The sequence below is a fragment of the Nocardiopsis akebiae genome (assembly GCF_018316795.1).
In the GTDB taxonomy this organism is placed as follows: domain Bacteria; phylum Actinomycetota; class Actinomycetes; order Streptosporangiales; family Streptosporangiaceae; genus Nocardiopsis; species Nocardiopsis dassonvillei.
In genome coordinates this window covers 5,167,072-5,192,285 of sequence record NZ_CP074132.1, presented here as the reverse complement: position 1 = coordinate 5,192,285, position 25,214 = coordinate 5,167,072, and the positions used below count along the sequence as shown (strand labels likewise).

The 25,214-nt window shown below is 73.1% G+C and carries 23 protein-coding genes; 13 read left to right on the top strand and 10 right to left on the bottom strand.

What is annotated here, in order from left to right:
• Window positions 1–47: 47 nt before the first annotated feature.
• A complete protein-coding gene (locus tag KGD83_RS22250; RefSeq protein WP_212641002.1) occupies window positions 48–1,649 on the bottom strand; it encodes a glycoside hydrolase family 13 protein in 1,602 nt (533 codons plus the stop codon).
• 96 nt (window positions 1,650–1,745) lie between these two features.
• On the opposite strand from KGD83_RS22250, the gene KGD83_RS22245 reads away from it, so the two are divergent.
• Together KGD83_RS22245 and hemW are read left to right on the top strand one after the other, a co-directional pair.
• The gene (locus tag KGD83_RS22245; protein WP_071621567.1) at window positions 1,746–2,819 is read left to right on the top strand and encodes a LacI family DNA-binding transcriptional regulator; all 1,074 of its coding nucleotides are present in this window, start codon (window positions 1,746–1,748) and stop codon (window positions 2,817–2,819) included.
• Window positions 2,820–2,979: 160 nt separating this feature from the next.
• A complete protein-coding gene (hemW, locus tag KGD83_RS22240; RefSeq protein ID WP_212641001.1) occupies window positions 2,980–4,212 on the top strand; it encodes a radical SAM family heme chaperone HemW in 1,233 nt (410 codons plus the stop codon).
• Window positions 4,213–4,290: 78 nt separating this feature from the next.
• Here hemW and KGD83_RS22235 read toward each other — a convergent pair whose 3' ends face one another.
• From KGD83_RS22235 to KGD83_RS22225, 3 genes are all read right to left on the bottom strand, one after another.
• Window positions 4,291–4,926, bottom strand: coding sequence for a DUF4870 domain-containing protein (locus KGD83_RS22235; RefSeq protein WP_212641000.1), 636 nt, complete (start codon window positions 4,924–4,926; stop codon window positions 4,291–4,293).
• A 47-nt stretch (window positions 4,927–4,973) separates the two neighbouring features.
• On the bottom strand, window positions 4,974–5,303 hold the full coding sequence (locus KGD83_RS29180) for a DUF4870 domain-containing protein (RefSeq protein ID WP_212644558.1): 330 nt from the start codon (window positions 5,301–5,303) through the stop codon (window positions 4,974–4,976).
• Between the two features lie 1,195 nt (window positions 5,304–6,498).
• Entirely contained in the window at window positions 6,499–7,338 is an 840-nt protein-coding gene (locus KGD83_RS22225) for a DUF3097 domain-containing protein (protein ID WP_212640999.1), read from the bottom strand.
• 181 nt (window positions 7,339–7,519) lie between these two features.
• Between KGD83_RS22225 and hrcA the strand changes: the two genes are divergently transcribed.
• The 3 genes from hrcA to KGD83_RS22210 are packed head-to-tail and all read left to right on the top strand — an operon-like array spanning window position 7,520 to window position 10,411.
• Window positions 7,520–8,533: a heat-inducible transcriptional repressor HrcA gene (gene hrcA, locus KGD83_RS22220; RefSeq protein ID WP_212640998.1), complete on the top strand. Its 1,014-nt coding sequence runs from the start codon at window positions 7,520–7,522 to the stop codon at window positions 8,531–8,533.
• A 4-nt stretch (window positions 8,534–8,537) separates the two neighbouring features.
• Window positions 8,538–9,677: a molecular chaperone DnaJ gene (gene dnaJ / locus KGD83_RS22215; RefSeq protein WP_013151754.1), complete on the top strand. Its 1,140-nt coding sequence runs from the start codon at window positions 8,538–8,540 to the stop codon at window positions 9,675–9,677.
• Window positions 9,674–10,411 carry a 16S rRNA (uracil(1498)-N(3))-methyltransferase gene (locus KGD83_RS22210; protein ID WP_212640997.1) on the top strand — a complete coding sequence of 246 codons (738 nt, stop codon included), beginning with the start codon at window positions 9,674–9,676 and terminating at the stop codon, window positions 10,409–10,411. Before dnaJ ends, KGD83_RS22210 begins: the two co-directional genes overlap by 4 nt.
• A 151-nt stretch (window positions 10,412–10,562) precedes the next feature.
• Here KGD83_RS22210 and KGD83_RS22205 read toward each other — a convergent pair whose 3' ends face one another.
• Complete coding sequence (locus tag KGD83_RS22205) at window positions 10,563–11,330, bottom strand: hypothetical protein (protein ID WP_212640996.1); 768 nt, start codon at window positions 11,328–11,330, stop codon at window positions 10,563–10,565.
• Window positions 11,327–11,857 (bottom strand): SigE family RNA polymerase sigma factor, encoded by a 531-nt coding sequence (locus tag KGD83_RS22200; protein WP_013151757.1) that lies wholly within the window; start codon window positions 11,855–11,857, stop codon window positions 11,327–11,329. Before KGD83_RS22200 ends, KGD83_RS22205 begins: the two co-directional genes overlap by 4 nt.
• 325 nt (window positions 11,858–12,182) lie before the next feature.
• Here KGD83_RS22200 and KGD83_RS22195 point away from each other — a divergent pair, with 325 nt between their 5' ends.
• The 6 genes from KGD83_RS22195 (at window position 12,183) to era (ending at window position 17,310) form a co-directional block, all read left to right on the top strand.
• Window positions 12,183–12,533, top strand: a complete 351-nt coding sequence (locus tag KGD83_RS22195; protein ID WP_212640995.1) for a histidine triad nucleotide-binding protein — start codon at window positions 12,183–12,185, stop codon at window positions 12,531–12,533.
• A gap of 280 nt (window positions 12,534–12,813) precedes the next feature.
• On the top strand, window positions 12,814–13,923 hold the full coding sequence (locus tag KGD83_RS22190) for a PhoH family protein (protein WP_212640994.1): 1,110 nt from the start codon (window positions 12,814–12,816) through the stop codon (window positions 13,921–13,923).
• 185 nt (window positions 13,924–14,108) lie between these two features.
• Window positions 14,109–14,597, top strand: a complete 489-nt coding sequence (gene ybeY, locus KGD83_RS22185; RefSeq protein WP_013151760.1) for an rRNA maturation RNase YbeY — start codon at window positions 14,109–14,111, stop codon at window positions 14,595–14,597.
• Window positions 14,594–15,991 carry a hemolysin family protein gene (locus tag KGD83_RS22180; RefSeq protein ID WP_212640993.1) on the top strand — a complete coding sequence of 466 codons (1,398 nt, stop codon included), beginning with the start codon at window positions 14,594–14,596 and terminating at the stop codon, window positions 15,989–15,991. Before ybeY ends, KGD83_RS22180 begins: the two co-directional genes overlap by 4 nt.
• Window positions 15,988–16,332, top strand: a complete 345-nt coding sequence (locus KGD83_RS22175) for a hypothetical protein (RefSeq protein ID WP_047870134.1) — start codon at window positions 15,988–15,990, stop codon at window positions 16,330–16,332. The genes KGD83_RS22180 and KGD83_RS22175 overlap by 4 nt, the downstream gene beginning before the upstream one ends.
• Before the next feature lie 9 nt (window positions 16,333–16,341).
• Window positions 16,342–17,310 (top strand): GTPase Era, encoded by a 969-nt coding sequence (gene era / locus KGD83_RS22170; protein WP_212640992.1) that lies wholly within the window; start codon window positions 16,342–16,344, stop codon window positions 17,308–17,310.
• A gap of 106 nt (window positions 17,311–17,416) precedes the next feature.
• Here the strand turns inward: era and KGD83_RS22165 are convergent, their stop codons facing one another.
• A complete protein-coding gene (locus KGD83_RS22165) occupies window positions 17,417–18,151 on the bottom strand; it encodes an IclR family transcriptional regulator (protein WP_212640991.1) in 735 nt (244 codons plus the stop codon).
• A gap of 284 nt (window positions 18,152–18,435) precedes the next feature.
• On the opposite strand from KGD83_RS22165, the gene KGD83_RS22160 reads away from it, so the two are divergent.
• Window positions 18,436–19,740, top strand: a complete 1,305-nt coding sequence (locus tag KGD83_RS22160) for a DUF6986 family protein (RefSeq protein ID WP_212640990.1) — start codon at window positions 18,436–18,438, stop codon at window positions 19,738–19,740.
• Window positions 19,741–19,745: 5 nt separating this feature from the next.
• The gene (gene allB / locus KGD83_RS22155) at window positions 19,746–21,095 is read left to right on the top strand and encodes an allantoinase AllB (protein ID WP_212640989.1); all 1,350 of its coding nucleotides are present in this window, start codon (window positions 19,746–19,748) and stop codon (window positions 21,093–21,095) included.
• Window positions 21,096–21,155: 60 nt separating this feature from the next.
• On the opposite strand, the gene alc is transcribed toward allB, so the two are convergent.
• The 3 genes from alc to KGD83_RS22140 form a co-directional block, all read right to left on the bottom strand.
• On the bottom strand, window positions 21,156–22,283 hold the full coding sequence (gene alc / locus KGD83_RS22150; protein ID WP_212640988.1) for an allantoicase: 1,128 nt from the start codon (window positions 22,281–22,283) through the stop codon (window positions 21,156–21,158).
• A gap of 88 nt (window positions 22,284–22,371) precedes the next feature.
• Window positions 22,372–23,310, bottom strand: coding sequence for a LysR family transcriptional regulator (locus KGD83_RS22145; protein WP_249351991.1), 939 nt, complete (start codon window positions 23,308–23,310; stop codon window positions 22,372–22,374).
• Between the two features lie 97 nt (window positions 23,311–23,407).
• A complete protein-coding gene (locus KGD83_RS22140) occupies window positions 23,408–24,916 on the bottom strand; it encodes a nucleobase:cation symporter-2 family protein (protein WP_212640987.1) in 1,509 nt (502 codons plus the stop codon).
• Window positions 24,917–25,214: the final 298 nt, after the last annotated feature.

Genomic DNA, 25,214 nt, shown 5'->3' with positions numbered 1-25,214 from the left:
GCCGCCCGCGCGGGCTCAGCCGCGCAGCCCTTCAACCGCTCGGCTGCTCAGCCGCGCAGCCACACCGCCGTCTCGGCGGGCAGCGTCAGGGCGCCCCCGGAGGGCTCGCCCACCGGTCCGCTGGCCACGAGCACCTCACCGTCGGCCGCGAGCTCCACGGCCTCCCCGGTGAGGTTCACCGCGACGCGAACGCCCGGCTCGCGCTCGAAGTACAGCACGCCGTCGGGCGCGTCCAGCCAGGCCATCGAGCCGTCGCCGAGCGCGTCCAGCTCCCGGCGCAGTCGCAGCGCCTCCGTGTACAGCTCCAGCGTGGAGCCCTCCACCCCGCGCTGGGCGGCGCGCGACAGGGCGCCCCAGCCCTGGGGCATCGGCAGCCACGGAACGCTGCCCTCGGGGCCGAACCCGTACGGCGCCCGGTCGCCGCCCCACGGCAGCGGCACCCGGCAGCCGTCCCGGCCGCGGTCGGTGCGGCCCGAACGCTCCCAGGTAGGGTCCTGCAACGAGTCCTCGGGCAGGTCGGTGACCTCGGGCAGCCCCAGCTCCTCGCCCTGGTACAGGTACACCGAACCCGGCAGGCCCAGCATCAGCAGCGTCGCCGCGCGCGCACGGCGCAGCCCCTGCTCGCCGCCGCCGAAGCGGGTCACGTGGCGGGTCACGTCGTGGTTGGACAGCACCCACGTGGTCGTCGCGCCAACCGCGCTGTTGGCGGCCAGGGACACGTCGATGACCTCGCGCAGGCGCCCGGCGTCCCACGGCGCGGTCAGGTACTCGAAGTTGAACGCCTGGTGCAGCTCGTCCGGGCGCAGGTAGCGGGCCACCCGCTGGGCGTCCTCCACCCAGGCCTCGGCCACCAGGGCGCGGTCGCCCGGGTACTCCGCGGCGATCCGCGCCCAGCGGCGGTAGATCTCGTGCACGCCGTCCTGGTCGAAGTAGGGCAGCGAGGTGCTGCCGTCGAGCATGTCGGCCTTGGCGTCCTCGGCGATGTCGGGCATCGCCGGGTCCTTGACCATGCCGTGCGCGACGTCGATGCGGAACCCGTCCACGCCCCGGTCCAGCCAGAAGCGCAGAACGTCGTCGAACTCGTCGTGCACTTCCTGATTGGTCCAGTCGAAGTCGGGCTGCTCGGGATCGAACAGGTGCAGGTACCACTGCTCGGGGGTGCCGTCGGGCCGCTTGAGCCGGGTCCAGGCCGGGCCGCCGAAGATCGACTTCCAGTTGTTCGGCGGCTCCTCCCCGTCGGGTCCCTTGCCGTCCCGGAAGACGTACCGCGAGCGGGCGTGTCCGCCCGGCTCGGCGGCCGCGGCCTCCTTGAACCACCGGTGGGCGGACGAGGAGTGGTTGGGCACCACGTCGATGATCAGGCGGATGCCCATCCCGTGGGCGGTCTCCAGGAGGGCGTCGAAGTCCTCCAGGGTCCCGAAACGGGGGTCGACGTCGCGGTAGTCGGCGACGTCGTAACCGCCGTCGGCGAGCGGGGAGACGTAGAACGGCGTCAGCCAGATCGCGTCCACCCCCAGTTCGGCCAGGTGGGGGAGGCGCTCGCGGATGCCGGCGAGGTCGCCCTCGCCGTCACCGTTGGAGTCGGCGAAACTGCGGACGTAGATCTGGTAGATCGCCGCGTCGCGCCACCAGTGCGTCTGAGGCTCCATCAACGGGGGTCCTTCCCTGTGACGAGTGCAATTTCTTGCGCAAGATTACCGCCAATTTTCGGCCATGTGACGACGATCTCGACTAGAGTTGCGCCCATGGGTCCACGACTTGCCGACATCGCGCGGCACGCAGGCGTCAGCGAGGCCACCGTCTCGCGGGTGCTCAACGACAAGCCGGGCGTCGGCAGCGACACCCGCAAGGCCGTCCTGACGGCGCTGGACGTCCTCGGCTACGAGCGCCCCGCCCGGCTGCGGCAGCGCTCCGCGGGACTGGTCGGCATGGTCATACCCGAGCTGGAGAACCCCGTCTTCCCGATGTTCGCCCAGGCGGCCGAGGGGGCGCTCGCCCAGCGCGGGTACACGCCGGTGCTGTGCACCCAGACCCCCGGCGGGATAACAGAGGACGAGTACGTGGAGCTGCTGCTGGAGCGCAACGTCTCCGGCATCCTCTTCGTCTCCGGACGCCACGCCGACACCACCGCCCCCCACGAGCGCTACCACGCCCTGGTCTCGCGCAGGCTCCCGATCGTGCTGGTAAACGGGTACGCCGACGCCATCCCCGCCGCCTTCATCTCCTGTGACGACCGGGAGGCCGGGCACCTGGCCGTCAACCACCTGGTCGCCCTCGGCCACACCCGCATCGGCTTCACCAGCGGCCCCGAGCGCTACGTCCCGGTCCGCCGCAAGCTCGACGGGTACCACCGGGCCCTGGCTCAGCACGGCCTGGACGGTGAGGACCTCGTGGAGCTGTCGCTGTTCGGCGTGGAGGGCGGCCACGCCGCCGCCACCCGGCTGATCGAACGCGGCGTCACCGCCATGGTCTGCGGCTCGGACATGATGGCGCTGGGCGCCATCCGCGCCGCCCGCCAGCGCGGCCTGAGCGTCCCCCGCGACTTCTCCGTGGTGGGCTTCGACGACTCCCAGCTCATCGCCTTCACCGACCCTCCGCTGACCACCGTCAGACAGCCGGTCAACGCCATGGCGCTGGCCGCCGTGCGCGCCCTGTGCGACGAGATCGCCGGACACCCCGTCTCCCACACCGAGTACGTCTTCGACCCCGAGCTGGTCGTCCGCGGCTCCACCGCGATCGCCCCCGCCAGGAACCACGCTCCCCTCACCCGGGTCGACGCCGCCCCCGCGCACGCCCGGGCGGAGCGTCCCAGGGTCTGACCGGGCACTCCTCACCACGGCCCCCACCACCCGATCCACGCGCCCCGTTCTCCGTCCCCCGATCCCGTACCCCCGCCTCCCGGCCCCCGAACCCGCACCCGGTCCCGAGCGTCCGACGCGGGGGACCGGGGCACACCGGCCGGTCGGCGACACTGGAGGCATGCCTTCCGTTGCCCTCGACGGCGATCCCGTACCGAGCACCGGCGAACTGCCCGGGCCGTCCCTCGCCGAACTCGGCGGGCGGCCCCTCGGGTTCTACGTCCACGTGCCCTTCTGCGTCACCCGTTGCGGTTACTGCGACTTCAACACCTACACGGCCGAGGAACTGGTCTCCCGCGACGGCACCGCCACCGCCTCCCGCGAGACCTACGCCGACCAGGCGGTCGCGGAGGTCGCGCTGGCCGACCGGGTCCTGACGGGGGAGCGGCCGCCGGTCAGCACCCTGTTCGTCGGCGGCGGCACGCCCACCCTGCTCCCGGCCGAGGACCTGGGCCGCGTGGTCGCCGCCGTGCGCGAGCGCTTCGGGTTCACCCCCGACGCCGAGCTGACCACCGAGGCCAACCCCGAGACGGTCACCCCCGACTACCTCGCACGGCTGCGCGAGGCCGGATTCACCCGCGTGTCCTTCGGCATGCAGAGCGCCCGCGAGCACGTGCTGCGGGTGCTGGAGCGCGGCCACACGCCCGGACGCCCCGAACAGTGCGTGGAGTGGGCGCGGCGGGCAGGGTTCGAGCACGTCAACCTCGACCTGATCTACGGCACTCCCGGGGAGGGCGACGAGGACTGGCGGGCCTCACTGGAGGCCGCGGTCTCCGCCGGACCCGACCACGTCTCGGCCTACTCGCTCATCGTCGAGGAGGGCACCCGCCTGGCCGTCCACGTGCGCCGGGGCGAACTCGCCGAGCCCGACGACGACACGATGGCCGACCGCTACCTCATGGCCGAGGAGGTCCTCACCGCGGCCGGGTTCAGCGCCTACGAGGTGTCCAACTGGGCGCGCACCGAGCAGGGCCGCAGCAGGCACAACCTCCTGTACTGGACCGGCGGCCACTGGTGGGGAGTGGGTCCGGGCGCGCACAGCCACGTGGGCGGCACCCGCTGGTGGAACGTCAAGCACCCGGCCGCCTACGCCGCCCGCCTGGCCGCCGGGCACAGCCCCGGCCTGGCCCGCGAGGTGCTCACCGAGGAGGAGCGCCGCTTCGAGCGCGTCCTGCTGGAGCTGCGAGTGGAGGGCGGGTGCCCCCTGGACCTGCTCGAACCGCACGGCCGCGACGCGGCCAAGCGGGCCGTGGCCGAGGGCCTGCTGGACGCGGACGCCCACGAGGAGGGCCGCGCGGCCCTCACCCTGCGCGGGCGCCTGCTCGCCGACGCCGTGGTGCGCGACCTCACCTGAGCCCCTCCACCAGGGCGCGGACACGACGAGGGGGCCCGGCCGACGGCCGGGCCCCCTCGCGTTCGCCGAAGTGCCGGACTACTTGATCCAGCTGACGTTGAACGGGTAGCGGTACCACTCGCCCCGGTTGGCGGCCACACCGCCGATGATGCCGAGGGCGATGGCGGCGATCCAGCAGACGAACCAGGTCAGGAAGCCGATGATGACGATCATCAGGACGCTGGAGACCAGGTAGCCGATCAGGATCAGGAGCTGGAAGTTCAGCGCCTGAGCGGCCTGGTTGCGGACGAAGGGCGACTCGTCCTTCTTGACGAGGAAGATGATCAGCGGCACGAGCCAGCCGATGATGCCGCCGCCCACGTGGGCGAACATCGCCATCTGTCGCTCGTCGGGGCTGGGCTGGCCGGTCGTGGCCGAGGAGGGGCCGTAGGCGCCGTGCGGGGGCTGGCCGTAACCGCCCTGCTGGTAGTGGGACTGGTAGCCGCCGGTCTGCTCGTACCCGGGCTGGCCGGGGTAGCCGCCGGGCTGGCTCGGATATCCGCCGGACTGCTCCTGGTAGCCGGGCTGGTCGGGCGGGGGCGGGTAGCCGCCCTGCTGGTAGCCGGGCTGGCCACCGGTGGGGTGACCGTGCTGGGAGGGGTAACCGCCGGAGTCCTGGCCGGGCTGCTGACCCTGGCCGTAGGGGCCCTCGGAAGGGTTGTTGGGATAGGACATGTTGGGTTCCTTCGTGCGGATGCGCTCGGACTGCGTGCGGGAGCGGATCACTTCAACAGGCGGATGCTCACCGGGTAGCGGTACCACGTCCCCTTGTTGGCGCCGTTGGCGCCCAGGACGCCGAACACGATAGCGACGACCCAGATCAGGGCGACCAGGAGGGATCCGATCCAGGACAGCTCCGGGAAGAAGATACCCAGGCCGATGAAGGCCACCCACGCGAAGAGGTAGGGGATCAGCAGGGTGAGCTGGAAGTTGGCCGCCTCGGACGCGTGGTGGCGCACGAACGGCGACTGGTTGCGCTTGGCGAAGTAGACGGCCAGCGGCGGGATCCAGCCCAGGCAGGCGATCACGAAGCCCGACAGGTGGGCGAGCATGGCCACGAGCGTGCTGTTGTCGCCGCCCGGCACGCCCTGCTGGGGCTGACCCGGAGCGCCCGGCTGCCCGTACGCCGCGGGGGCGCCCGGGTAGGGCTGCTGCTGGCCCGGGACGGGCTGGCCGTAGACCCCCTGCTGGGGCTGTCCGTACTCGCCCTGCTGGGGCTGCGGCTGGCCGTGGGGCTGCTGTCCGTACCCGGGCTGCGGGGCGTAGCCGGGCTGCGCGCCGGAGGGCTGCCCGTAACCCGGCTGCGCGCCGGAGGGCTGCGCTCCCGGGGTCTGGCCGTAGCCCTGGTAGCCCTGCTGCGCCTGGTCGGACTGCGGGGCGTACGGGGACTGCGCGCCGGATGGCTGGCCGTAGGCGGGCTGCGCCCCCGGGGTCTGGCCGTAGCCCTGCTGCCCGTAGCCGGGCTGCTCGGGGGACCCCTCCGGCGGGGCGAAACCGGGCTGCGGCTGGCCGTGGGGCTGCTGTCCGTACCCGGGCTGCGGGGCGTAGCCGGGCTGTGCCCCCGAGGCCTGGCCGTACCCGGGCTGGGCGCCGGATGGCTGGCCGTAGGCGGGCTGCGCCCCCGGGGTCTGGCCGTAGCCCTGCTGCCCCTGCTCGAACTGCGGAGCGTAGGGCGACTGCGCTTCCGAGGACTGGCCGTAGGCGGGCTGGCCCTGGTCGGGCTGGGGAGCGTACGGCGACGGGGCGCCGGGCGGCGGTGCGAAGTCGGGCTGCGCTCCCGGGGTCTGGCCGTAGCCCTGGTAGCCCTGCTGCGCCTGGCCGGGCTGCGGGGCGTACGGGGACTGCGCGCCGGATGGCTGGCCGTAGGCGGGCTGCGCCCCCGAGGGCTGCTGGCGGTGGTCCTGGTCGGGCTGCGGAGCGTAGGGCGGCTGCGCACCGGACTGCTGCCCGTAGGAGGGCTGCTGGCCGGGTTCCGGCTGCGGGGGCTGCTGTCCGTACTCCTGCTGCCCGTCCTGCCCGTGGTCCGGCTGCTCTCCCCGGTGGGGATCCTCCGGGGGCGGGGGGTTCGTCGGGGTCTGGCTCATGCTCTTCCTTGGCTCCGCTGATGAGGGGGAGGTTCCTGTACTACCGTGCTGTACCGACGACCGCGCGGGCCGGAGGCGGGCGACCTCGGCGCCGGACACGGGGACCGGAGCCTCGCCCGGGTCAAATCCTAGGTCCTGCCGCTCCCCCCGCGCTCGGCGCTCGCTAGGGAGCGTCCGGGTGCGGCCCGGTGACGAAGTCGATCAGCTCCTCCACCCGGCCGAGCAGAGCCGGCTCCAGATCAGCATAGGTACGGACCGAGCCCAGGATCCGGCGCCACGCCTCTCCCGTCTCCATCCGCCAGCCCAGGGCGCTCACGACCCCCTCCTTCCAGGGGACGCCGCGCGGCACCTCGGGCCACGCACCGATCCCCACCGAACCCGGCCGGACCGCCTGCCAGACGTCGACGTAGGGGTGTCCGGCCACCAGCACGTGCTCGCCGCGCACCCGCTCGGCGATCCGCGTCTCCTTGGAACCCGGCACCAGGTGGTCCACCAGGACGCCCAGCCTCCTGCCGGGCCCGGGTGAGAACTCCGCCACGATCGAGGGCAGGTCGTCGACCCCCTCCAGGAACTCGACGGCCACCCCCTCCACGCGCAGGTCGTGGCCCCAGACCTTCTCCACCAGCTCGGCGTCGTGGACGCCCTCCACGTAGATCCGGCTCTCCCCGGCCGTGCGCGCCCTCGCGCCCCGCACCGCCACCGACCCGGAGGCGCTGCGCAGCGGCCCCCGCGCCGCCGGGGCGGGGCGCACCAGGGTCACCGGCTCGCCGTCGACCAGGAACGCGGCCGGGGCGAGGTCGAACACGCGGCGGCGGCCGTGCCGGTCCTCCAGCGTGACGGTGGCCTTGTCCCAGGCCACCACCGCCCCGCAGAACGCCTCCCCGGCGTCCTCGACGACCAGTTCCCGTTCCAGGTGCACCTCAGGGACCGCCTTCTTCTTCGGGCGGCGCCAGTCCCCGGCGAGCACGTCGCGGCCGTAACGGCCGGTTCCCTTGGTAGCCACGGTCGTGCAGTCTACTGGTGGCGCGCGCCGGCGCCCCGTCGACCGCGACGCGCGCCGCGGGCCCGGCGGGGACAGGGGCGACACCGCCGCGCCGGGGCCCGGCCGACCGCGGGTAACCGTCAGGGTTTGCGGCCGGGCATAGACTTAGCACTGAGGACCATGGAGTGCCAGGAGGTGGCGAGTGCTGGATGAGCGCAAGCTCGCGGTCCTGCGTGCCGTCGTCGAGGACTTCGTCAACACCAACGAGCCCGTGGGTTCCAAGGCCCTGGCCGACCGGCACAGGCTCGGCGTCTCCCCGGCGACCATCCGCAACGACATGGTCGCCCTGGAGGAGGACGGCTACATCGCGCAGCCGCACACCAGTGCCGGACGCGTTCCCACGGACAAGGGGTACCGGCTCTTCGTCGACCGGCTCTCCTCGGTCAAACCGCTCTCCAGCGCGGAGCGGCGCGCCATCGAGTCCTTCCTCACCGGTGCCGTGGACCTCGACGAGATCGTCGCCCGGACCGTGCGGCTCCTCGCGCAGCTCACCCGCCAGGTCGCGATCGTCCAGTACCCGTCGCTGACCCGCTCGTCGGTGCAGCACGTGGAACTGGTCCCCCTCGGGGGGCAGCGGATCATGATGGTCGTGATCACCAACACGGGCCGGGTCGAGCAGCGTGTCATCGACGGCCTGGGAGAGGTCCACGAGGCCGCCGTCGACGACCTGCGCGCGATGTTGAACCGGGCCATCGCCGGACGCCACCTCGGCGACGTGCCCGACGCGGTGGAGGACCTGCCTCCGCAGGTGCCGCCCGAACACCGCCAGATGGCGGTGTCGGTCCTCTCCGTCCTGCTGGAGAGCCTCGTCGAACGGCACGAGGAGAAGATCGTCCTCGCGGGGACGGCCAACCTCGCCGCCGTCGACTTCGCCGCCAGCCTCAGGGACGTCCTGGAGGCGCTGGAAGAGAACATGGTCCTCATCCGTTTGCTGGGAGAGGCCAAGGACCCGTCGATGCTCACGGTGCGCATCGGCGCGGAGAACTTCCACGAGGGCCTGAGGTCCACCTCCATCGTGTCGGCGGACTACGGTGTGGGAAACCAGTCGCTCGCCAAGATCGGTGTGGTGGGACCCACCCGGATGGACTACCCGGGGACGATGGGAGCAGTACGCGCCGTGGCTCGCTATGTCGGACAGATTTTGGCAGGACAGTAACCCAGTGGCCAGAGACTATTACCAGGTTCTCGGAGTGCGTCGCGACGCGTCCAAGGACGAGATCAAGAAGGCCTACCGGCGGCTCGCGCGCGAACTCCACCCGGACATCAACCCGGACCCCGCAACCCAGGAGCGCTTCAAGGAGGTGACCCAGGCCTACGAGGTCCTCTCCGACGAGAACAAGCGCCGGATGTTCGACATGGGCCAGGACCCCTACGCGCCCGGCGGCGGCGGGGCCGGGGGCTTCGGCGGCGCGGGCGGGTTCGCCTTCGACGACATCATGAACGCCTTCTTCGGCGGCGGCCAGCCCGGCGGGCGCGGCCCCCGGGAGCGGGTCCGCCGCGGGCGCAGCATCAAGATCCGCGTCGAACTCGACCTGGTGGAGACCGCGTTCGGCGTCAGCAAGGAGATCACCTTCCCCACCGCCATCCTGTGCGAGACCTGCCAGGGCGAGGGGACGGCGGCCGGTTCGCACCGCACGACCTGTGAGATGTGCCACGGTCAGGGCGAGGTCTCCCAGGTCACCCGCTCCTTCCTCGGCCAGGTCATGACCTCCCGTCCCTGCCCCCAGTGCTCGGGACAGGGCTCGGTCATCACCAACCCCTGCGGCGACTGCGCGGGCGAGGGCCGGGTGCGCGAGAAGGTCACCCGCACCGTCAAGATCCCCGCGGGCGTCGACGACGGCACCCGCATCCAGCTCGCCGGGGAGGGCGAGGTCGGCCCCAACGGCGGACCGCGCGGCGACATCATCCTGGAGATCATCCAGCGCCCGCACCCCACCTTCGAACGCCGCGGCGACGACCTGCACTGCACGGTGACCGTCCCCATGACGGCCGCCGCGCTGGGCGCCTCCTTCGCCTTCGACACCCTCGACGGCACCGAGAACATCGACCTGCGCCCGGGCACCAACTCCGGCCACGTCATCACCCTCCCCAACAAGGGCGTCAGCCACCTCGACGGCGGCGGCCGGGGCGACCTGCGCATCCGCGTGGACGTGGAGACCCCGAGCAGGCTGGACGAGGAGCAGGAGGCCCTCCTGCGCAAGTTCGCCGAACTGCGCGGCGAGGACCAGACCCCGGGACGCTTCAGCCCCGGACACGGCGGGTTCTTCTCCAAGATCCGCGACGCCTTCGGCGCCAAGTGACGCCGCCGGTCTTCCTGGTCGAGGCCGCCGACCTGGCGGCCGACCGGGTGACGGTGGACGGCGCGGAGGGCCGCCACGCCGCCGTGGTGCGCCGCATCCGGGAGGGCGAGACCGTCGACCTCTCCGACGGACGCGGCCTGCGCGCCCGCTGCACGGTGACCGCCGTGGGACGCGACCACATCGTCTGCGCGGTGGCGGAGCGCCGGGAGGAACCGGCGCCCCGCCCCCGCCTGACCGTGGTCCAGGCACTGCCCAAGGGCGACCGGGGCGAACTGGCCGTGGAGATGATGACCGAGGCCGGAGCGGACGCGGTCGTGCCCTGGGCGGCGGAGCGCTGCGTCACCCGCTGGAAGGGCGACCGCGCCGCCAAGGCGCTGGCCAAGTGGCGTGCGACCGCCCGAGAGGCGGCCAAGCAGGCCCGGCGTGCGCGGCTGCCCGAGATCGCCGACCTCGCCGACCGCACCGCCGTGGTCGAACTGCTGGCGGGGGCGGACCTGGGCGTCGTGCTGCACGAGGACGGCGCCGGCCGCCTGTCGCAGCTTGAGCTGCCCGCGGGAGGGGGCGCCGGAGTCGTGGTGGTGGTCGGTCCCGAGGGCGGCTTCTCCGACGCCGAGTTGGAGGCGTTCGACGCCGCGGGCGCGGTCCGGGCGCTGCTGGGACCGAGCGTGCTGCGCACCTCCACCGCCGGGGTCGCCGCCCTGTCGGTGCTCCAGTCCCGCACCGGCCGCTGGTAGGGCGCACGCCCCGGTCCCGAGCACGTGAGAAGAGGCGCCCGGATACGTCCGGGCGCCTCTTCTCATTCTCACGTGCTCTTGTGGCCGGCTCCCGCGCGTGGGGAGCGGGGCCCCGACGCGCGACGGTGACGGGCCGCCTCGGAGGGGCGTGTCAGCTGCCGGGAGCCGTCTTGGCGCCGTTGTCGCCCCCGGTGGTGCCGGTGCCGCCCGTGCCGGTTCCGTCGCCTCCGGTTCCGCCGCCCTCGCCGCCGGTGCCGTCACCGCCGCCGGAGGGCTCCTCGCCGCCGGTCCCACCGCCGTTGTCGCCGCCGCCCTCCTCACCCGTGGACCCGTCGCCGGCGCCGCTGCTGGGCTCGTCGGTGGGCTCGCACTCCTCCTCGGAGGCGGCCTTCTCGTCCTTCTCCTCCTCGGAGCTGGACGGGGTCGGGGAGACGGGCTCCTCGGGCGTCGGACACGTGGTGGCGGCCGTCACGCCCTCCTCGGAGGGAGCGGGCTCCTCCTCGTCGTCCTCCGGAGTGGGGGAGGAGGCCGGGTCGCGCGGCGGCTCCTCCCCCTGCTGGGTGGTGCCGTCCACGGAGCCGGTGGAGGGTTCGGGAGCGGCCACACCGCCGCCCTCGCCCTCCTCCCCGGCGGGCGCGCCCTCGCGGTCTGCGCCCGCGGGGACGATCTCCAGCACGTGGTCGCGGACCTGGGGGCTGGAGATGACCACGGATCCGGCGATCAGGGCGGCTCCCGCCACCGCCACCGCCGGACGTAGCCAGGGCATACCGAACCAGGCCGAACCGCGGTTGCGCTCGGTGCGCTCACGGATCAGGTTCAACGCCTCGGGAGAGGTCGTGACCGCGTCGGCCTCGGCCTTGAGCAGGTGGCGCAGCTGCTCCTCGAACGGGTCGTTCGTGGGGTTCGTGGGGCTGGTCATGTCGTTTGCTCCAGAACAGAGCGGAGCGCGGAGATACCGCGGGACGTGTGGCTCTTCACCGCGCCCCGGCTGATCCCCATGGCGTCCGCGATCTGTGCCTCGGACAGGTCGCCGTAGTACCGGAGCACGATGGCCTCTCGCTGACGGGTGGGTAGTTTGCGCAGGGCGCGGATGACGGCTTCGCGCTCCAACAGGCTCAGCGCGCCGTGTTCCGCGCTGGGGGCGTCGGGCAGGGCCTTGGGCGCGTGCTTCTCCACGACCGCCCTGTGGCGGAGCACGGACCGGGCCTTGTTGACCACGGCCTGGCGCAGGTAGGACAGGGCCTTGTTCGGGTCGCGCAGGCGGCGCCACGCTCCGTGCATGGCGACGAACGAGTCCTGGACGACCTCTTCCGCGGTCGCGTGGTCGCGGACCAGCAGGGCGGCGAGCCGAACGAGCGGACGGTAGTGCTCCCGGTAGAGCTCCGTCACGGCGTGGTCGGCGTCCCACTCCACCGAGAGCGGTGCCGTGGTGGCACCGGCCACCATGGTTTCTGTCGTCACATCAGTTCGACGCACACCCTTGTCGCGGGGTTTACGAAAGGGCATACCTCTTCTTTTCCAGGTAGACGTGCGTTTCAATCCGAACACGCGGGAATATGGCCGGGGCCGGACGGAGCCGACGACCTGGCGCGCACGGGTGGAAAGCCTATCGCGCCCGGGACGCCGGGCGTTGCCGAACCCGCTCGCCCGCGGTGCCCCGCAGGCCTTCCGCCGTCGGCCCGCCCGACGGCGACCTGCGGCATCATGGTCCCGGACGAAACCGGGAAGGCGGCCGTTCCCTCGGCCGCGCAGACGGAAATCAAGGTGAGCGATGGTCCAGGACGACTGCCTTTTCTGCAAGATCGTGAAGGGGGAGGTGCCCGCCGAGATCGTGCGCGAGAGCGAGCGCGCGGTCGCCTTCCGCGACATCAACCCCCAGGCGCCCACGCACGTGCTGGTCATCCCGCGCGAGCACTACGCCAACGCCGTCGAGGCCGCCGCGGCGGACACCGGCCTGCTCGACGAGATCGTCCGGGTGGCGCACGAGGTGGCCGCGGACGAGGACGTCGCCGACCAGGGCTACCGGCTGGTGTTCAACACCGGCAGCGGCGCCGGGCAGACGGTCTTCCACCTCCACGGGCACCTGCTCGGCGGCCGCGGGCTCAACTGGCCCCCCGGGTAGGAGGCGCGGAACCGGTCCGGTCCGGCCCGCGGACGCCCCCGACCCCGTCCCTCCCGGACGCCGTCCACAGGCGGAGATAACGGATCGAGTCGGGCGGAGACAGCTTGGTAGACTCGTCGTTGTGGGCTTCGAGGGTTCGGTGTGACCGTTGGGAACACCGGCGCGCAAGCTCCGACCGGGTGCCGTCCGCGGCGCCGGGACCGTCCACCAGGTGCGCCTCCCGCAGGGGTCGGGCAGGCGCCCGACCGAAGGGTAGGGACAGCGGCCGCACGGCCTCACCATGTCCGAGACAACGCACACGCACCCGCCGCGGGACACCCAGGTCAAGGTCGTGGTGCCCGACGAGCACACGATGGTCAGCCTGCTGGGCTCCAGGGACGAACTCCTCAGGGCGTTGGAGCGGGCCTTCGACAGCGACATCCACGTGCGCGGCAACGAGTTCACCATCAGCGGCTCCCCGGAGGAGACCGCCGTCGTGGTCCGCCTCGTCGAGGAGCTGATCGAACTCGCCAAGAGCGGCACCCACGTCACCCCCGACACCATCGAACGCATGGTCCACATGCTGCGCTCGCCCGGCGCCGAGCGCCCCGCGGACGTGCTGACCACCAACATCCTGTCCAACCGCGGCAAGACCATCCGTCCCAAGACGCTCAACCAGAAGCGCTACGTCGACACCATCGACCAGCGCACGGTGGTGTTCGGCATCGGTCCCGCCGGTACCGGCAAGACGTACCTGGCCATGGCCAAGGCGGTCAAGGCGCTCCAGGACAAGGAAGTCAACCGGATCATCCTCACCCGCCCCGCGGTGGAGGCCGGTGAGCGGCTGGGCTTCCTGCCCGGCACCCTCTACGACAAGATCGACCCCTACCTGCGCCCGCTCTACGACGCCCTGCACGACATGCTCGACCCCGACTCCATCCCCAAGCTCATGGCGGCGGGGACCATCGAGGTCGCGCCGCTGGCGTACATGCGCGGCCGTACCCTGAACGACTCCTTCATCATCCTGGACGAGGCCCAGAACACCTCGCCCGAGCAGATGAAGATGTTCCTCACCAGGCTCGGGTTCGGCTCCAAGATCGTGGTCACCGGCGACGTGACCCAGGTCGACCTGCCCGGCGGGCAGACCAGCGGTCTGCGCACCATCGAGTCCATCCTGCGTGACATCGACGACATCGCCTTCTGCCGCCTGAGCAGTGAGGACGTCGTCCGGCACAAGCTGGTCGGCAAGATCGTGGACGCCTACGGGCGCTACGACGCCGCCCAGGGCGACGCCCGGGACGGCAGGGGGTCCGCCGGGGGCGGCCGCTCCCGCCGCGGGTCCGCGCGCCGCGGTGCCCCCGACACCCCGGCGGAGCCGGGGAGCGCCGGTGACGGGGAACAGGCAGACTGAGACGGGGGGTGTCCCGCCGGAGCCGAGACGGCCCGGGGAGCACGACCCCACGGCGTTCGAACCGGTGGACCCGCCGCAGGCGGGTCCACCGGTTCGGTTGCCGCGGGCGCGCCGGACCGGCGCGCCGCACCACCGGCCGGGCGCGCCGCCCGGCCCCGCGATCCCTAGGTAAGGCAGCCGCAACCATGAGTATCGACGTCGCCAACGAGTCCGGCGTCACCACCGTGGACGAGGAGAGGCTCTCCCGTCTGGCCCGTCACGTGCTCGACGCCATGCGCGTCCATCCGCTGGCCGAGCTGTCCGTCGTGCTCGTGGACGAGGAGCCGATGGCCGACCTGCACGTGCGGTGGATGGACGAGCCCGGCCCCACCGACGTGCTCTCCTTCCCGATGGACGAACTGCGCCCCGGCGGCCCCGGCCGCACGAGTGAGCCGGGCGTCCTGGGTGACGTGATCATCTGTCCGCAGGTCGCCGAGCGCCAGGCCGAGAAGGCCGGGCACGGCACCGAGGCGGAGATCGACCTGCTGTGCACGCACGGCATCCTGCACCTGCTGGGCTACGACCACGCCGAGCCCGAGGAGCACAAGGAGATGTTCGGCCTCCAGGGCGAGATCCTCGCGGCCTGGCGCGAGCGCGAGGCGGCCGGGGCCGAGGGGGATGAGAGCGCCCGATGACTCCGTCGGCCTGGCCTGACATCGCCCCGCTGACCACCGGTGAGCCCGTGGAGTGGATCAGCGCGTTCGCGGTCGCCCTGGTGCTGACCGCCGTCGCGGGCTTCCTGGTGGCCGCGGAGGTCGCCGTCACCCGGGTGATGTCCGTGGGTCTGCCCGAGGCGAGCCCCGGTGAGCGCGTGGCCAAGGCCGGGCGCCGCTGGGAGCGGGTGTCCGCGGACCCCACCCGCCACCTCAACGTGCTGCTGTTCCTGCGCGTGGTGTGCGAGGTCTGCGCGGTGCTGGCCGCCGCCGTGGGCATGGTGTTCCTGCTGGGGCTCGGCTGGCCCGCGCTCGTGCTGACCGCCGCGGCGATGGTCGTGGTGGAGTCGGTGCTGATCGCGATCGCGCCGCGCATCCTCGGCCGCCAGTTCTCCGGGGCCTTCGCGCGCGCCAGCGCGGCGGTGGTCTACCCGGTCCAGGTCGTGGTGGGCCCCATCGCCCAGCTGTTCGTGGGGGCGGGCCGCGCGCTCACTCCGCGCGCCAAGGGCGACCGCGAGGGCCCCTTCAGCACCGAGGTGGAGCTGCGCCAGCTCGTGGACCTGGCCGAGCGGGGGGAGGTCATCGACCCCGAGGAGAGCCAGATGATCCACTCGGTGTTCAAGCTCGACGACACGCCCGTGCGCGAGGTGATGGTGCCCCGCCCCGACATCGTGTTCACCAGCCGCGGGGCCGACGCCGACGCGGTGCTGACCCTGGCGCTGGCCAGCGGTTACTCGCGCATCCCGGTGACGGGTGAGGACGAGGACGACGTGGTCGGCATCGTCTACCTCAAGGACCTGGTGTACCAGCTGCGGGACCGCTGGGCGGCGGCCGCGGGCACCGACGACGAGGTGCCGCTCACCGCGGGCGACGTGATGCGCCAGGCGAACTACGTCCCCGACACCAAGCCCATCGACGAGCTGCTGCGCGAGATGCAGCAGCAGCGCAACCACGTCGCCGTGGCGATCGACGAGTACGGCGGCACGGCGGGCCTGGTGACCCTGGAGGACATCGTGGAGGAGATCGTCGGTGAGATCACCGACGAGTACGACCACGAGATCCCGCCGGTGGCCTGGCTCGACGCGGACCGGGTGCGGGTGACCGCCCGCCTGCCGCTGGGCGAGCTGGACGAGCTGTTCCCGGACCGGGACCTGGACGTGGCGGACGTGGAGACCGTCGGCGGACTCGTGGCGTTCGTCCTGGGCCGGGTGCCCGTGGGAGGGGACCGGGCCGAATACGCTGGTCTCCGACTCACCCTCGAAGGCAAGAGCAGCCGCCGGAGCCGGATGACCACGGTCCTGGTGGAACGCCTGCCCGCCGACGCCGCAGCGGCGCCGGAGGAGGGCGACGACGACGTGAGGAGTACGGAGCAGTGACGGAGACGACGGGGCTCGGCCCCGAGGACGGCAAGCTCATCACGCTCGCGCGGGCCTCCAGGGCCCGCAACGCGGCGGCGGAGGGCGCGGCGGTGCGCGACGAGACCGGGCGCACGTACGTGGCCACGACGGTGTCGCTGCCCTCGCTCCGGCTGTCCGCGCTCCAGGCGGCCGTGGCCGCGGCGGTCTCCGGTGAGGCCACCGCGCTGGAGGCCGCCGTGGTGGTCACCGAGGCCGCGGAGCTGACCGAGGACGACCGCGCGGTGGCGGACGACCTGAAGACCCAGGTGGTGGTGATCGCCGCCCCCGACGGGGTGCCCGCGAGCATCACCCGGCGCTGAGAAGGACCCATGAACGAGCTCGACCTGGAGAAGCTGCGCGTACCGCTGGAGACGCCCTCCCACCCCGAGGGCTTCCGCAGCGGTTTCGCGTGCTTCGTGGGCCGCCCCAACGTGGGCAAGTCCACCCTGATGAACGCGCTGGTCGGGCAGAAGGTGGCGATCACCAGCAACCGGCCCCAGACCACTCGGCGCACGGTGCGCGGGATCGTGCACCGGCCCGACGCGCAGCTGATCATCGTGGACACGCCCGGCCTGCACAAGCCGCGCACCCTGCTGGGTGAGCGGTTGGACTCGCTGGTGCGGTCCACCCTGGTCGAGGTGGACGTGATCGCGTTCTGCCTGCCCGCCAACGAGCCGATCGGGCGGGGCGACACCTACATCGCCAAGGAGCTGGCGGAGCAGACCAACACCCCCGTGGTCGCCCTGGTCACCAAGACCGACCTGGTGGACCGGGACGCCGTGGGCCGTCACCTGATGGCGGTGAACGAGCTGGGCGACTGGGCCGACATCGTCCCGGTCTCGGCCCGGGGGGGCTTCCAGCTGGAGACCGTCACCGACGTGCTGTGCTCGCACCTGCCGGAGGGGCCGCCGCTGTACCCGGACGGCGACCTCACCGACGAGCCGGACGAGATGCTGGTGGCGGAACTGGTGCGCGAGGCGGCCCTGGAGGGCGTGCGCGACGAGCTGCCGCACTCCATCGCGGTGGTCGTGGACGAGATGTACGAGCGCGAGAACACCCGTCCGGGCAAGGAGCTGGTGGACATCTACGCGTCGCTGTACGTGGAGCGCTCCAGTCAGAAGGCGATCGTGATCGGCTCCAAGGGCTCGCGCCTGCGCGACGTGGGTTCGCGGGCCCGCAAGCAGATCGAGGCCCTGTTGGGCCGCCGGGTGTTCCTGGACCTGCGGGTGCGGGTGGCCAAGGACTGGCAGCGAGACCCCAAGCAGCTGCGCAAGCTGGGCTTCGACCAGCCCACCTGACGGGCTGACCGCGGGGCCGCCGGTGCCGCGTGCGGGCACCGCCGTCGGCCGGGTGCGCGGGGGCGCGCCGAACGGGCCGGGCCGGGAGGGACCCCGGCCCGGTTCGTCATGTCTGGTTGTTGAGGTCGGTGGCCAGCAGGGCGGCGCAGCGCCGCACGATGGGGGCGGCGCGGTCCACGAACTCCCAGCTCACCCGGGCCTCGGGGCCCGACACCGACACGGCCATCCCCGAGGGCGCGCCCGCGACGGGGACCGCCACGCAGCGCACGCCGACCTCCTGCTCGCCGTCGTCCACGGCGAAGCCCTGTGAGCGGACCCGGCGCAGCTCCGCGAGGAAGGCGTCGGGGTCGGTGATGGTGCGGTCGGTGGCGGCGGGCATGCCGGTGCGGCGGACCGTGGCCAGCACCTCCTCGTCGTCGAGCTGGGACAGCAGCGCCTTGCCCACGCCCGCCGAGTGCGGCAGCACGCGGCGCCCCACCTCGGTGAACATGCGCATGGAGTGTTGCGAGGGCACCTGCGCGACGTAGACGACCTTGTCGCCGTCGAGCATGGCGAGGTTGGCGGTCTCGCCCAGGTCCTCCACCAGCTGCGCCAGGTGCGGGCGGGCCCAGGTGCCCAGCATCTGCGAGGCCTTGTCGCCCAGCCCGATCAGCCGGGGTCCCAGCGCGTAGCGGCGGGAGGGCAGCTGGCGCACGTAACCGTTGCCGACCAGGGTGCGGATGATCCGGTGGATGGTCGGCAGGGGCAGCCCCGAGGAGTCGGCCAGCTGGCTCAGCGAGGTCTCGCCGCCCGCCTCGGCCATGATCTCCAGCAGTGAGAAGGCGCGGTCGAGGGACTGCACGCCGCCGGGGCGTCCGCGTTTGCCCTGTTCTTCAGGGTGTAGAGAGGTCTGTGGGGCTGACAAGGATCGTGCTCCCATGCTGAGGGCCGTGGGTTCGGGGTCCTGCCTCCGCGGGGGAGGACGGTTTCCGGCTCACTGTCTTCTATAGCACGTGGAACGGCGGTGTTCCGGTGGTCCGGAAACCTGCGTCCCGGGATCTTGGACACCTCGGGCTCCCTTGTTATTCCGGATAGCAAAAGTTAATATCCACGATAGGAAAAACTAGCCTGGGAGGGGACATACACGTGCAACAGGACCGGTCCGAGAACCGCCGCAGGGAACCCGATCTCGGCCTGGACGTGCTCACCGCCGGGCTGAACGCCCGCTTGGCCGACGCCGACGCCCGGCTCGTGCGCGACTACCCGGGCTCCTCCGGCGCCCGCCAGCCGGTGCACACCGTCTACGTTCCCGCGGACCGCGTCCGGGCCGGCCTGGTCCGGGAGTGGGGCGAGGCGGCCCTGCGCAGCCTGGACGAGTACGCGCCCGACGCCGCTGCACTGGCCGCAGCCACCGGTGTGGACGAGGACGCCGTGGCCGGGGTCCTGCCCCGCCTGCGGGACAAGCTCGTCCGCGAGCCGGTCGAGGACCTGCGCGTGGACCTGGAGGACGGCTACGGCGACCGGGGCGACGCGCGGGAGGACGGAGACACCGTCGCCGCCGCCCGTGCCCTGTGCTCCGACATCGAAGCCGGACAGGCCCCGCCCGTTCTCGGCGTCCGGACGAAGGGCATGGAGGCGGCCGGACGCGCCCGCGGCGCCCGCAGCCTCGCGCTGTTCCTGCACACCCTCCTGGAGGGGTTGGGCGGCCTGCCCGACGGGCTCGCGCTCACCCTGCCCAAGATCACCTCCGTGGAGCAGGTCGAGGCGATGGTCTGGCTCACCGAGGAGCTGGAGCGGCGCCTGGAGCTGCCCGAGGGGCGGCTGCGCTTCGAGTTGCAGATCGAGACCCCGCAGTCGGTCCTGCTCCCCGACGGCACGGTGGCCGTCGCCCGCATGATCGGCGCCGGACAGGGCCGGGTCAGCGCCCTGCACTACGGCACCTACGACTACAGCGCCGCCTGCGGGATCACCGCCGCCTACCAGAGCATGGCCCACCCGGTCGCCGACCACGCCAAGGCCGTCATGCAGGTGGCCGCCGCCGGAACGGGCGTGTGGCTCTCCGACGGCTCCACCAACGTGCTGCCCGTGGGCTCGGCCGAGGAGGTGCACGCCGCCTGGCACCTGCACGCCTCCCTGGTCCGCCGCTCCCTGGAGCGCGGCTTCTACCAGGGCTGGGACCTGCACCCGCACCAGTTGCCCACCCGCTACCTGGCCACCTACGTCTTCTACCGCGAGGCCTTCGCGCCCGCCGCCGTGCGCCTGCGCGCCTACCTCGGCGCCGTGTCCGGCGGCGTGCTGGACGAGCCCGCCACGGCCCAGGCGTTGGCCGCCGCCCTGGTGAGCGGGGTACGCTGCGGGGCGCTGGACGAGGCCGAGGTGGCCGACGCCGCCGGAACCGACACCCGCACACTCGTCGACCTGGCCGGCCGACGGGTGGGACAGGAGCAGTGACGCAGATGACCCAGCACGATCTCGCCGTCCGCGCCCGCCGCGCCCTCACCCCCGAGGGGGAGCGGCCCGTCACCGTCGGGGTGCGCGACGGGCGCGTGGTCAACGTCCTGGAGGGGGAGTCCGCGCCGCTCATCGCCCGCCGCGAGATCACCCTGACCGAGGACGAGGTGCTGCTGCCCGGCCTGGTCGACACCCACGTGCACGTCAACGAGCCCGGGCGCACCGAGTGGGAGGGCTTCGCCACCGCCACGAGGGCCGCCGCCCTGGGCGGGATCACGACCCTGGTCGACATGCCGCTCAACAGCGTGCCGCCGACCACCACCGTCGCCGGGCTCGACGCCAAGCGGGCCGCCGCCGAGGGCAAGCTCGCCGTGGACGTGGGCTTCTGGGGCGGGGCGGTGCCCGAGAACAGCCGCTCCGGAGCCACCAAGGAGCTCGCCGCGCTCTGGGAGCACGGGGTGTTCGGGTTCAAGGCGTTCCTGTCCCCGTCGGGGGTGGAGGAGTTCGGCCACCTGTCCCCGGAGGAGCTGTACTCGGCCGCGGAGGCGATCGGGGAGTTCGGCGGACGGCTCATCGTGCACGCCGAGGATCCCGGCGTCCTGGAGGGGGCGCCGCCCGCGGCCGGGCGCGACTACGCGGGCTTCCTGGCCTCGCGGCCCGACACCGCCGAGAACGAGGCGATCGCCCGGGTGATCGACGTGGCCAGGGCCACCGGCACCCACGCGCACGTGCTGCACCTGTCCAGCGCCTCCGCGCTGCCGCTGATCGCCCGGGCCAGGGCCGAGGGCGTGCCGCTGACGGTGGAGACCTGCCCGCACTACCTCACCCTGGAGGCCGAGGGCGTGCCCGCGGGGGCCACCCAGTACAAGTGCTGCCCGCCCATCCGGGACGCGGCCAACCGCGACCTGCTGTGGCGCGCGCTGGCCGACGGGCTGATCGACTGCGTGGTCAGCGACCACTCGCCCAGCACCCCCGACCTCAAGGACCTGGACACCGGCGACTTCGGCACCGCGTGGGGCGGGGTGTCCGGCCTCCAGGTGGGCTTCTCCGCGGTGTGGACCGAGGCCCGCCGCCGTGGCGGCTCCCTGGCGGACGTGGTGCGGTGGATGTCGTCCGGGCCCGCGCGGGTGGCCGGACTGCTCGGCAAGGGCGCCATCGCCGAGGGCGCCGACGCCGACTTCGCCGTGGTCGCCCCGGAGGAGTCCTTCCGGGTGGACGTGCGCGCGCTGGAGCACCGCAACCCGGTGAGCCCCTATGACGGGGCCGAACTGCTCGGGCGGGTGCGCCGCACCGTCCTGCGCGGCCGGGACGTGGGGCCCGGGGACAGGGCCGGGCGGATGCTGGTCCGCCGGTAGGAACGGCGACGGGCCGCCGCCGGGGCGTTCCCGGCGGCGGCCCGGTCGTTCGCGCGGGTGTCAGCCCCGCAGCTGGTGCCAGCGGTCGCGGAGGCGTTCGGCCCCGGCCGTGGTCAGGGAGCCGAAGACGTTGAGGCGTGCGATGCCGCCGTCGGGGTACACGTCGGTGCGCACGTGGGTGGCGGTGACCGGTGTGTCCAGGACGAAGCGGTGGGCGCTGTCGGGCTCCAGCCGGGTGCGGGGGACGATCTCGAACCACGCGTCGGGGGCGTCGGAGTGCGCGTCGCGCCCCAGGACCGCCACCCAGCCCGCCGCGTTGCCCTTGAGGTAGGCGGTGTCCAGCTCCAGGGCGCGGACGGTGGCCTGGGCGGTGAGGCGGAAGCGCACCCAGTCGTGCTCGGTGTCGCGGCGGCGCCGGTTCTCCCAGCCGTCGTCCATCTTCTGCGAGCGGCCGGGGGCGATGATGTTGTCCGGCGAGGAGTAGAAGCGGTCCGAGGCGTCCTCGACCATGCCGCCGTTGACCAGGGCGGCCACGTCGAAGCCGCCGAGGGCGGTGAGCCAGTCGGGGTCGGGCACGGGCTCGCCGTACACGCGCAGCCGGGCCACGCCTCCGTCGGGGAACTGCTTGAGGCGCAGGTGGGTCCACCGGCGCCCGGCGTCCACCTCGAAGGCGTTGGCGGCGTGCCCGTACACGAAGGCGCGGGGGACGATCTCGGTCCACTCCGCCTTGAGCAGCTCGTCGGTGGTGGGGGTGCCCTCCAGGTGGACGGCCTCGACGCTGACCTCGCGGGGGTGGTTGCCGCGGAAGTGCGCGGTGTCCACCACCACGCCGCGGACCAGGCCGGGCAGGCCGAGGCGGACCAGGGCCCAGTCGTGGTCGTCGGCCGCGGGGTGGGGCTGGTCGCCGCTCACGCCGCGGCGCCTGCGGGTCTCCCAGCCGTCCATCACCTTGCCCTTGTGCCCGAAGGCGTGCGGGTCGAACACGGCCGGTCCGGGCAGCAGCAGGTTCTCGCGCTGGGCGAAGAACTCGTCGTTGGCCGCCACGACCCCGGCGCCCAGGCGCCGGTCGGCCAGGTCGACCAGGGCCGAGAAGTCCAGGTCGGCGCCCCGGTAGTCGGCGTAGGGGTCGCCGCCCGCGTAGGGCCGGGCGTTGTAGGCACGCGGATCGGTGGGCTGGGCCCCGCTCATGTCTCTCCCGAAAAAGTGGACGTGTCGGACATGTCCAGAGTCCCAAGAGAAAATGATTACTTCCAGCGAAAGTTTCTGATCACTCTGTTCAGTTGAGCTGAACAGATGGGCCGCCCAGGTCCGCTGCGGTGTCGGCCAGGGCGCGCAGCACCACCGCGACCTGGGGGCGCCCGCCCGCCCCGGAGCGCACGGCGGAGACCACGTGGCGGCGCGGCTGGTCGGAGCGCAGCACCCGCAGACTGACCCCGGGGGTGCCGTCCGCGGCGGCCAGCCGGGGGACCAGCGCGACGCCCATGCCCGCCGCCACCATGTCCAGGATGGCCCTCCAGTCGGAGGCCACGTGCGCCTGCTCGGGGACGAACCCCGCCTGGGCGCACGAGGCGACGGTGATGTCGCGCCAGGGGCCCGACGCCCCGTAGATCCACGGCTCCCCGGCCAGGTCGCGCAGGCGCAGGGCGCGGGAGTCGGCCAGTCGGTGGTGGGCGGGCAGGGCCGCGTCCAGGGGGTCGGTGAGCAGCTCTCGCCGGTCGTAGCGCCCGTCGTGGCCGGTGGGGGCCTCGGCGGCCAGGGACAGGCCGACGTCGATCTCGCCCGCCGACAACAGGTCGTAGACCTCGGCCGCCTCGGCCTGGTGCACCCGCGTGGTCAGGCCGGGGTGGGCGCGCCGCAGGGCGCCCAGCGCGGGCACCACGAGGCTGGGGATGGCGGTGGCGAAGGCGCCCACGCGCACGTGCCCGGCCTCGCCCCGGGCGAAGCCCTCCAGCTCGGCCTCGGCCCGCTCCAGCTGGGCCAGGACGATGTCGGTGTGGCGCAGCAGTGCGTGCGCCGCGTCGGTGAGGCGGACCCGCCGCCCGTGCGCCTCCAGCAGGGCGACCCCCACCTGTTGGGAGAGGGAGGAGAGCTGCTGGGACACGGCGGAGGGGGTCATGCACAAGGCCTCCGCCGTGGCCCGGACGGTCCCGAACTCCTCCAGGGCGCGCAGGACGCGGAGTTTGCGAAGGTCCCAGTCGGTCACCCTCTCAGGCATACCATTCAGCCGCCCTGAACGGAACGCCGGTGTCCGCGGGTATCCCGCGGACACCGGCTCCGGAGGGCGGGGGCGCGGCCCCCGGCCCGGCGACGGATCAGGCCCGGGGCTTGTCCAGGGGTTCGGAGCCCCCGTCGCGGTAGGCCTCCCGGGCCTGGTCGGTGTACTTGGCCTCCCCGGGACCGGCGCTGCCTATCTCCTCGGCGTCGATCTCGGCCGGGGCGGCGGAGCCCCCGCGGCCGACCACGTTGAAGCACACGTTGAGCACGATCGCCACGACGGCCGCGCCGATGATGCCCGAGTGCGCCACCAGCTCCACCGACTCGGGCAGGAACGCGTAGAAGGTGGGGTAGGCCAGCGGGATGACCGCCACGCCCACGGAGGCGGCCACCAGCACCAGGTTGAGGTTGTCGGTGAAGTCCACCTTGGCCAGGGTCTTGACGCCGCTGGCGGCCACACTGCCGAACAGAACCAGGCCCGCGCCGCCGAGCACGGGCGTGGGGATGGCCGCCATGGCGCCGCCCAGCACCGGGAACATACCCAGCGCGACGAGGATGCCCGCGCCGGTGGCCACCACGTAGCGGCTGCGCACCTTGGTCAGGGCCAGCAGTCCGATGTTCTGCGCGAAGGAGCTGGTGGGGGTGGCGCTGAAGATCGGTCCGATGAGCGAGCCGCTCACGTCGGAGCGCAGGCCCGCCGAGATGCGCTTGGCGTCCACCTTCGAGCCGGTGATCTCACCGACCGCGATGATGTGCGAGGCCCCCTCGGTCAGGACCACGAGCATGATGACGCACATGGTGACGACCGCGGCGACCTCGAACCGGGGTGCGCCGAAGTAGAACACCGAGGTCGGGTCGAACACGAGGTCGGCCTCGCCCACCCGGCTGAAGTCGGCCATGCCCAGGGGGACGGCCACCAGGGTGCCCACGAGCAGGCCCAGGAGGATGGACAGGCGCCCCCAGATACCGGGCAGGACCCGGGAGCCGAGCACGATCACCCCCAGGGTGAGCCCGGCCAGCCCGAGGTTGGCCAGGGGCGCGGCCGGGACCGCGGAGCCGTCCTCCAGGTTGCGGACGCCGCCGTCCATGATCCACCGCGCCGCCACCGGCATGAGGCTGACGCCGATGACGGTGATGATGGTGCCCGTGACGATGGGGGGGAAGAAGCGGATCAGCTGCCCGAAGAACGGCGTCAGCGCCAGGGCGAAGAGCCCGGCGGCCAGGGAGGCGCCGAAGGCCACGGGCAGGTTCTCGCCGTCCTGCCCCGCGGCCAGGGAGGTGATGGCGCTGACGGGGACGAAGGAGCAGGCCACCACGATCGGCATCTGCGCGCCGACGCGCCGGTGGCCCACGGTCTGCATGAGGGTGGCGAACCCCGCCACGAGGAGCGCGCCGCTGACGAGGATGCCCATGGCGGCGGGGTCGTTCGCGAGCCCGGCGGCGGCGCCGATGACGAGGGCCGGCGCCACCGCGCCGGCGTACATGGTGAGGATGTGCTGGAGCCCGTAGACCAGGAGCAGCCGCGCGGGCAGCTTCTCGTCCTCGGGGCGGGGGGAGGAGGCGGCGTTCGTTGTGGCCGAGTCCTTCGCGGACGGACTGTTCGACATGGCCAGTTTCCAGCCTTTGCGATCGGCGGCCGCCCCGGAGGGGGCCGAACTCTCGGGCACGCGGCCCGGTGGTGTCGCACCGGCCCGACACCTCCGTCAGGGGGCGCCGGGGCCGGGGAGGGCCCGCCGCGGCGGGCCAGGGCCCGTGGCACGGCTGTGCGCGCGGGTCGCGGGAGTGTCGGTGCGCGTGCCCGGCGGGGTGCCGGGGCCGCGGACGGGACCGCGAGGAGAGGGCGGTCCCGCCCGCGGGGCACCCGACGGAGCGCTCACCGGGGAGCGCCCGGACACGGGGCGGGAC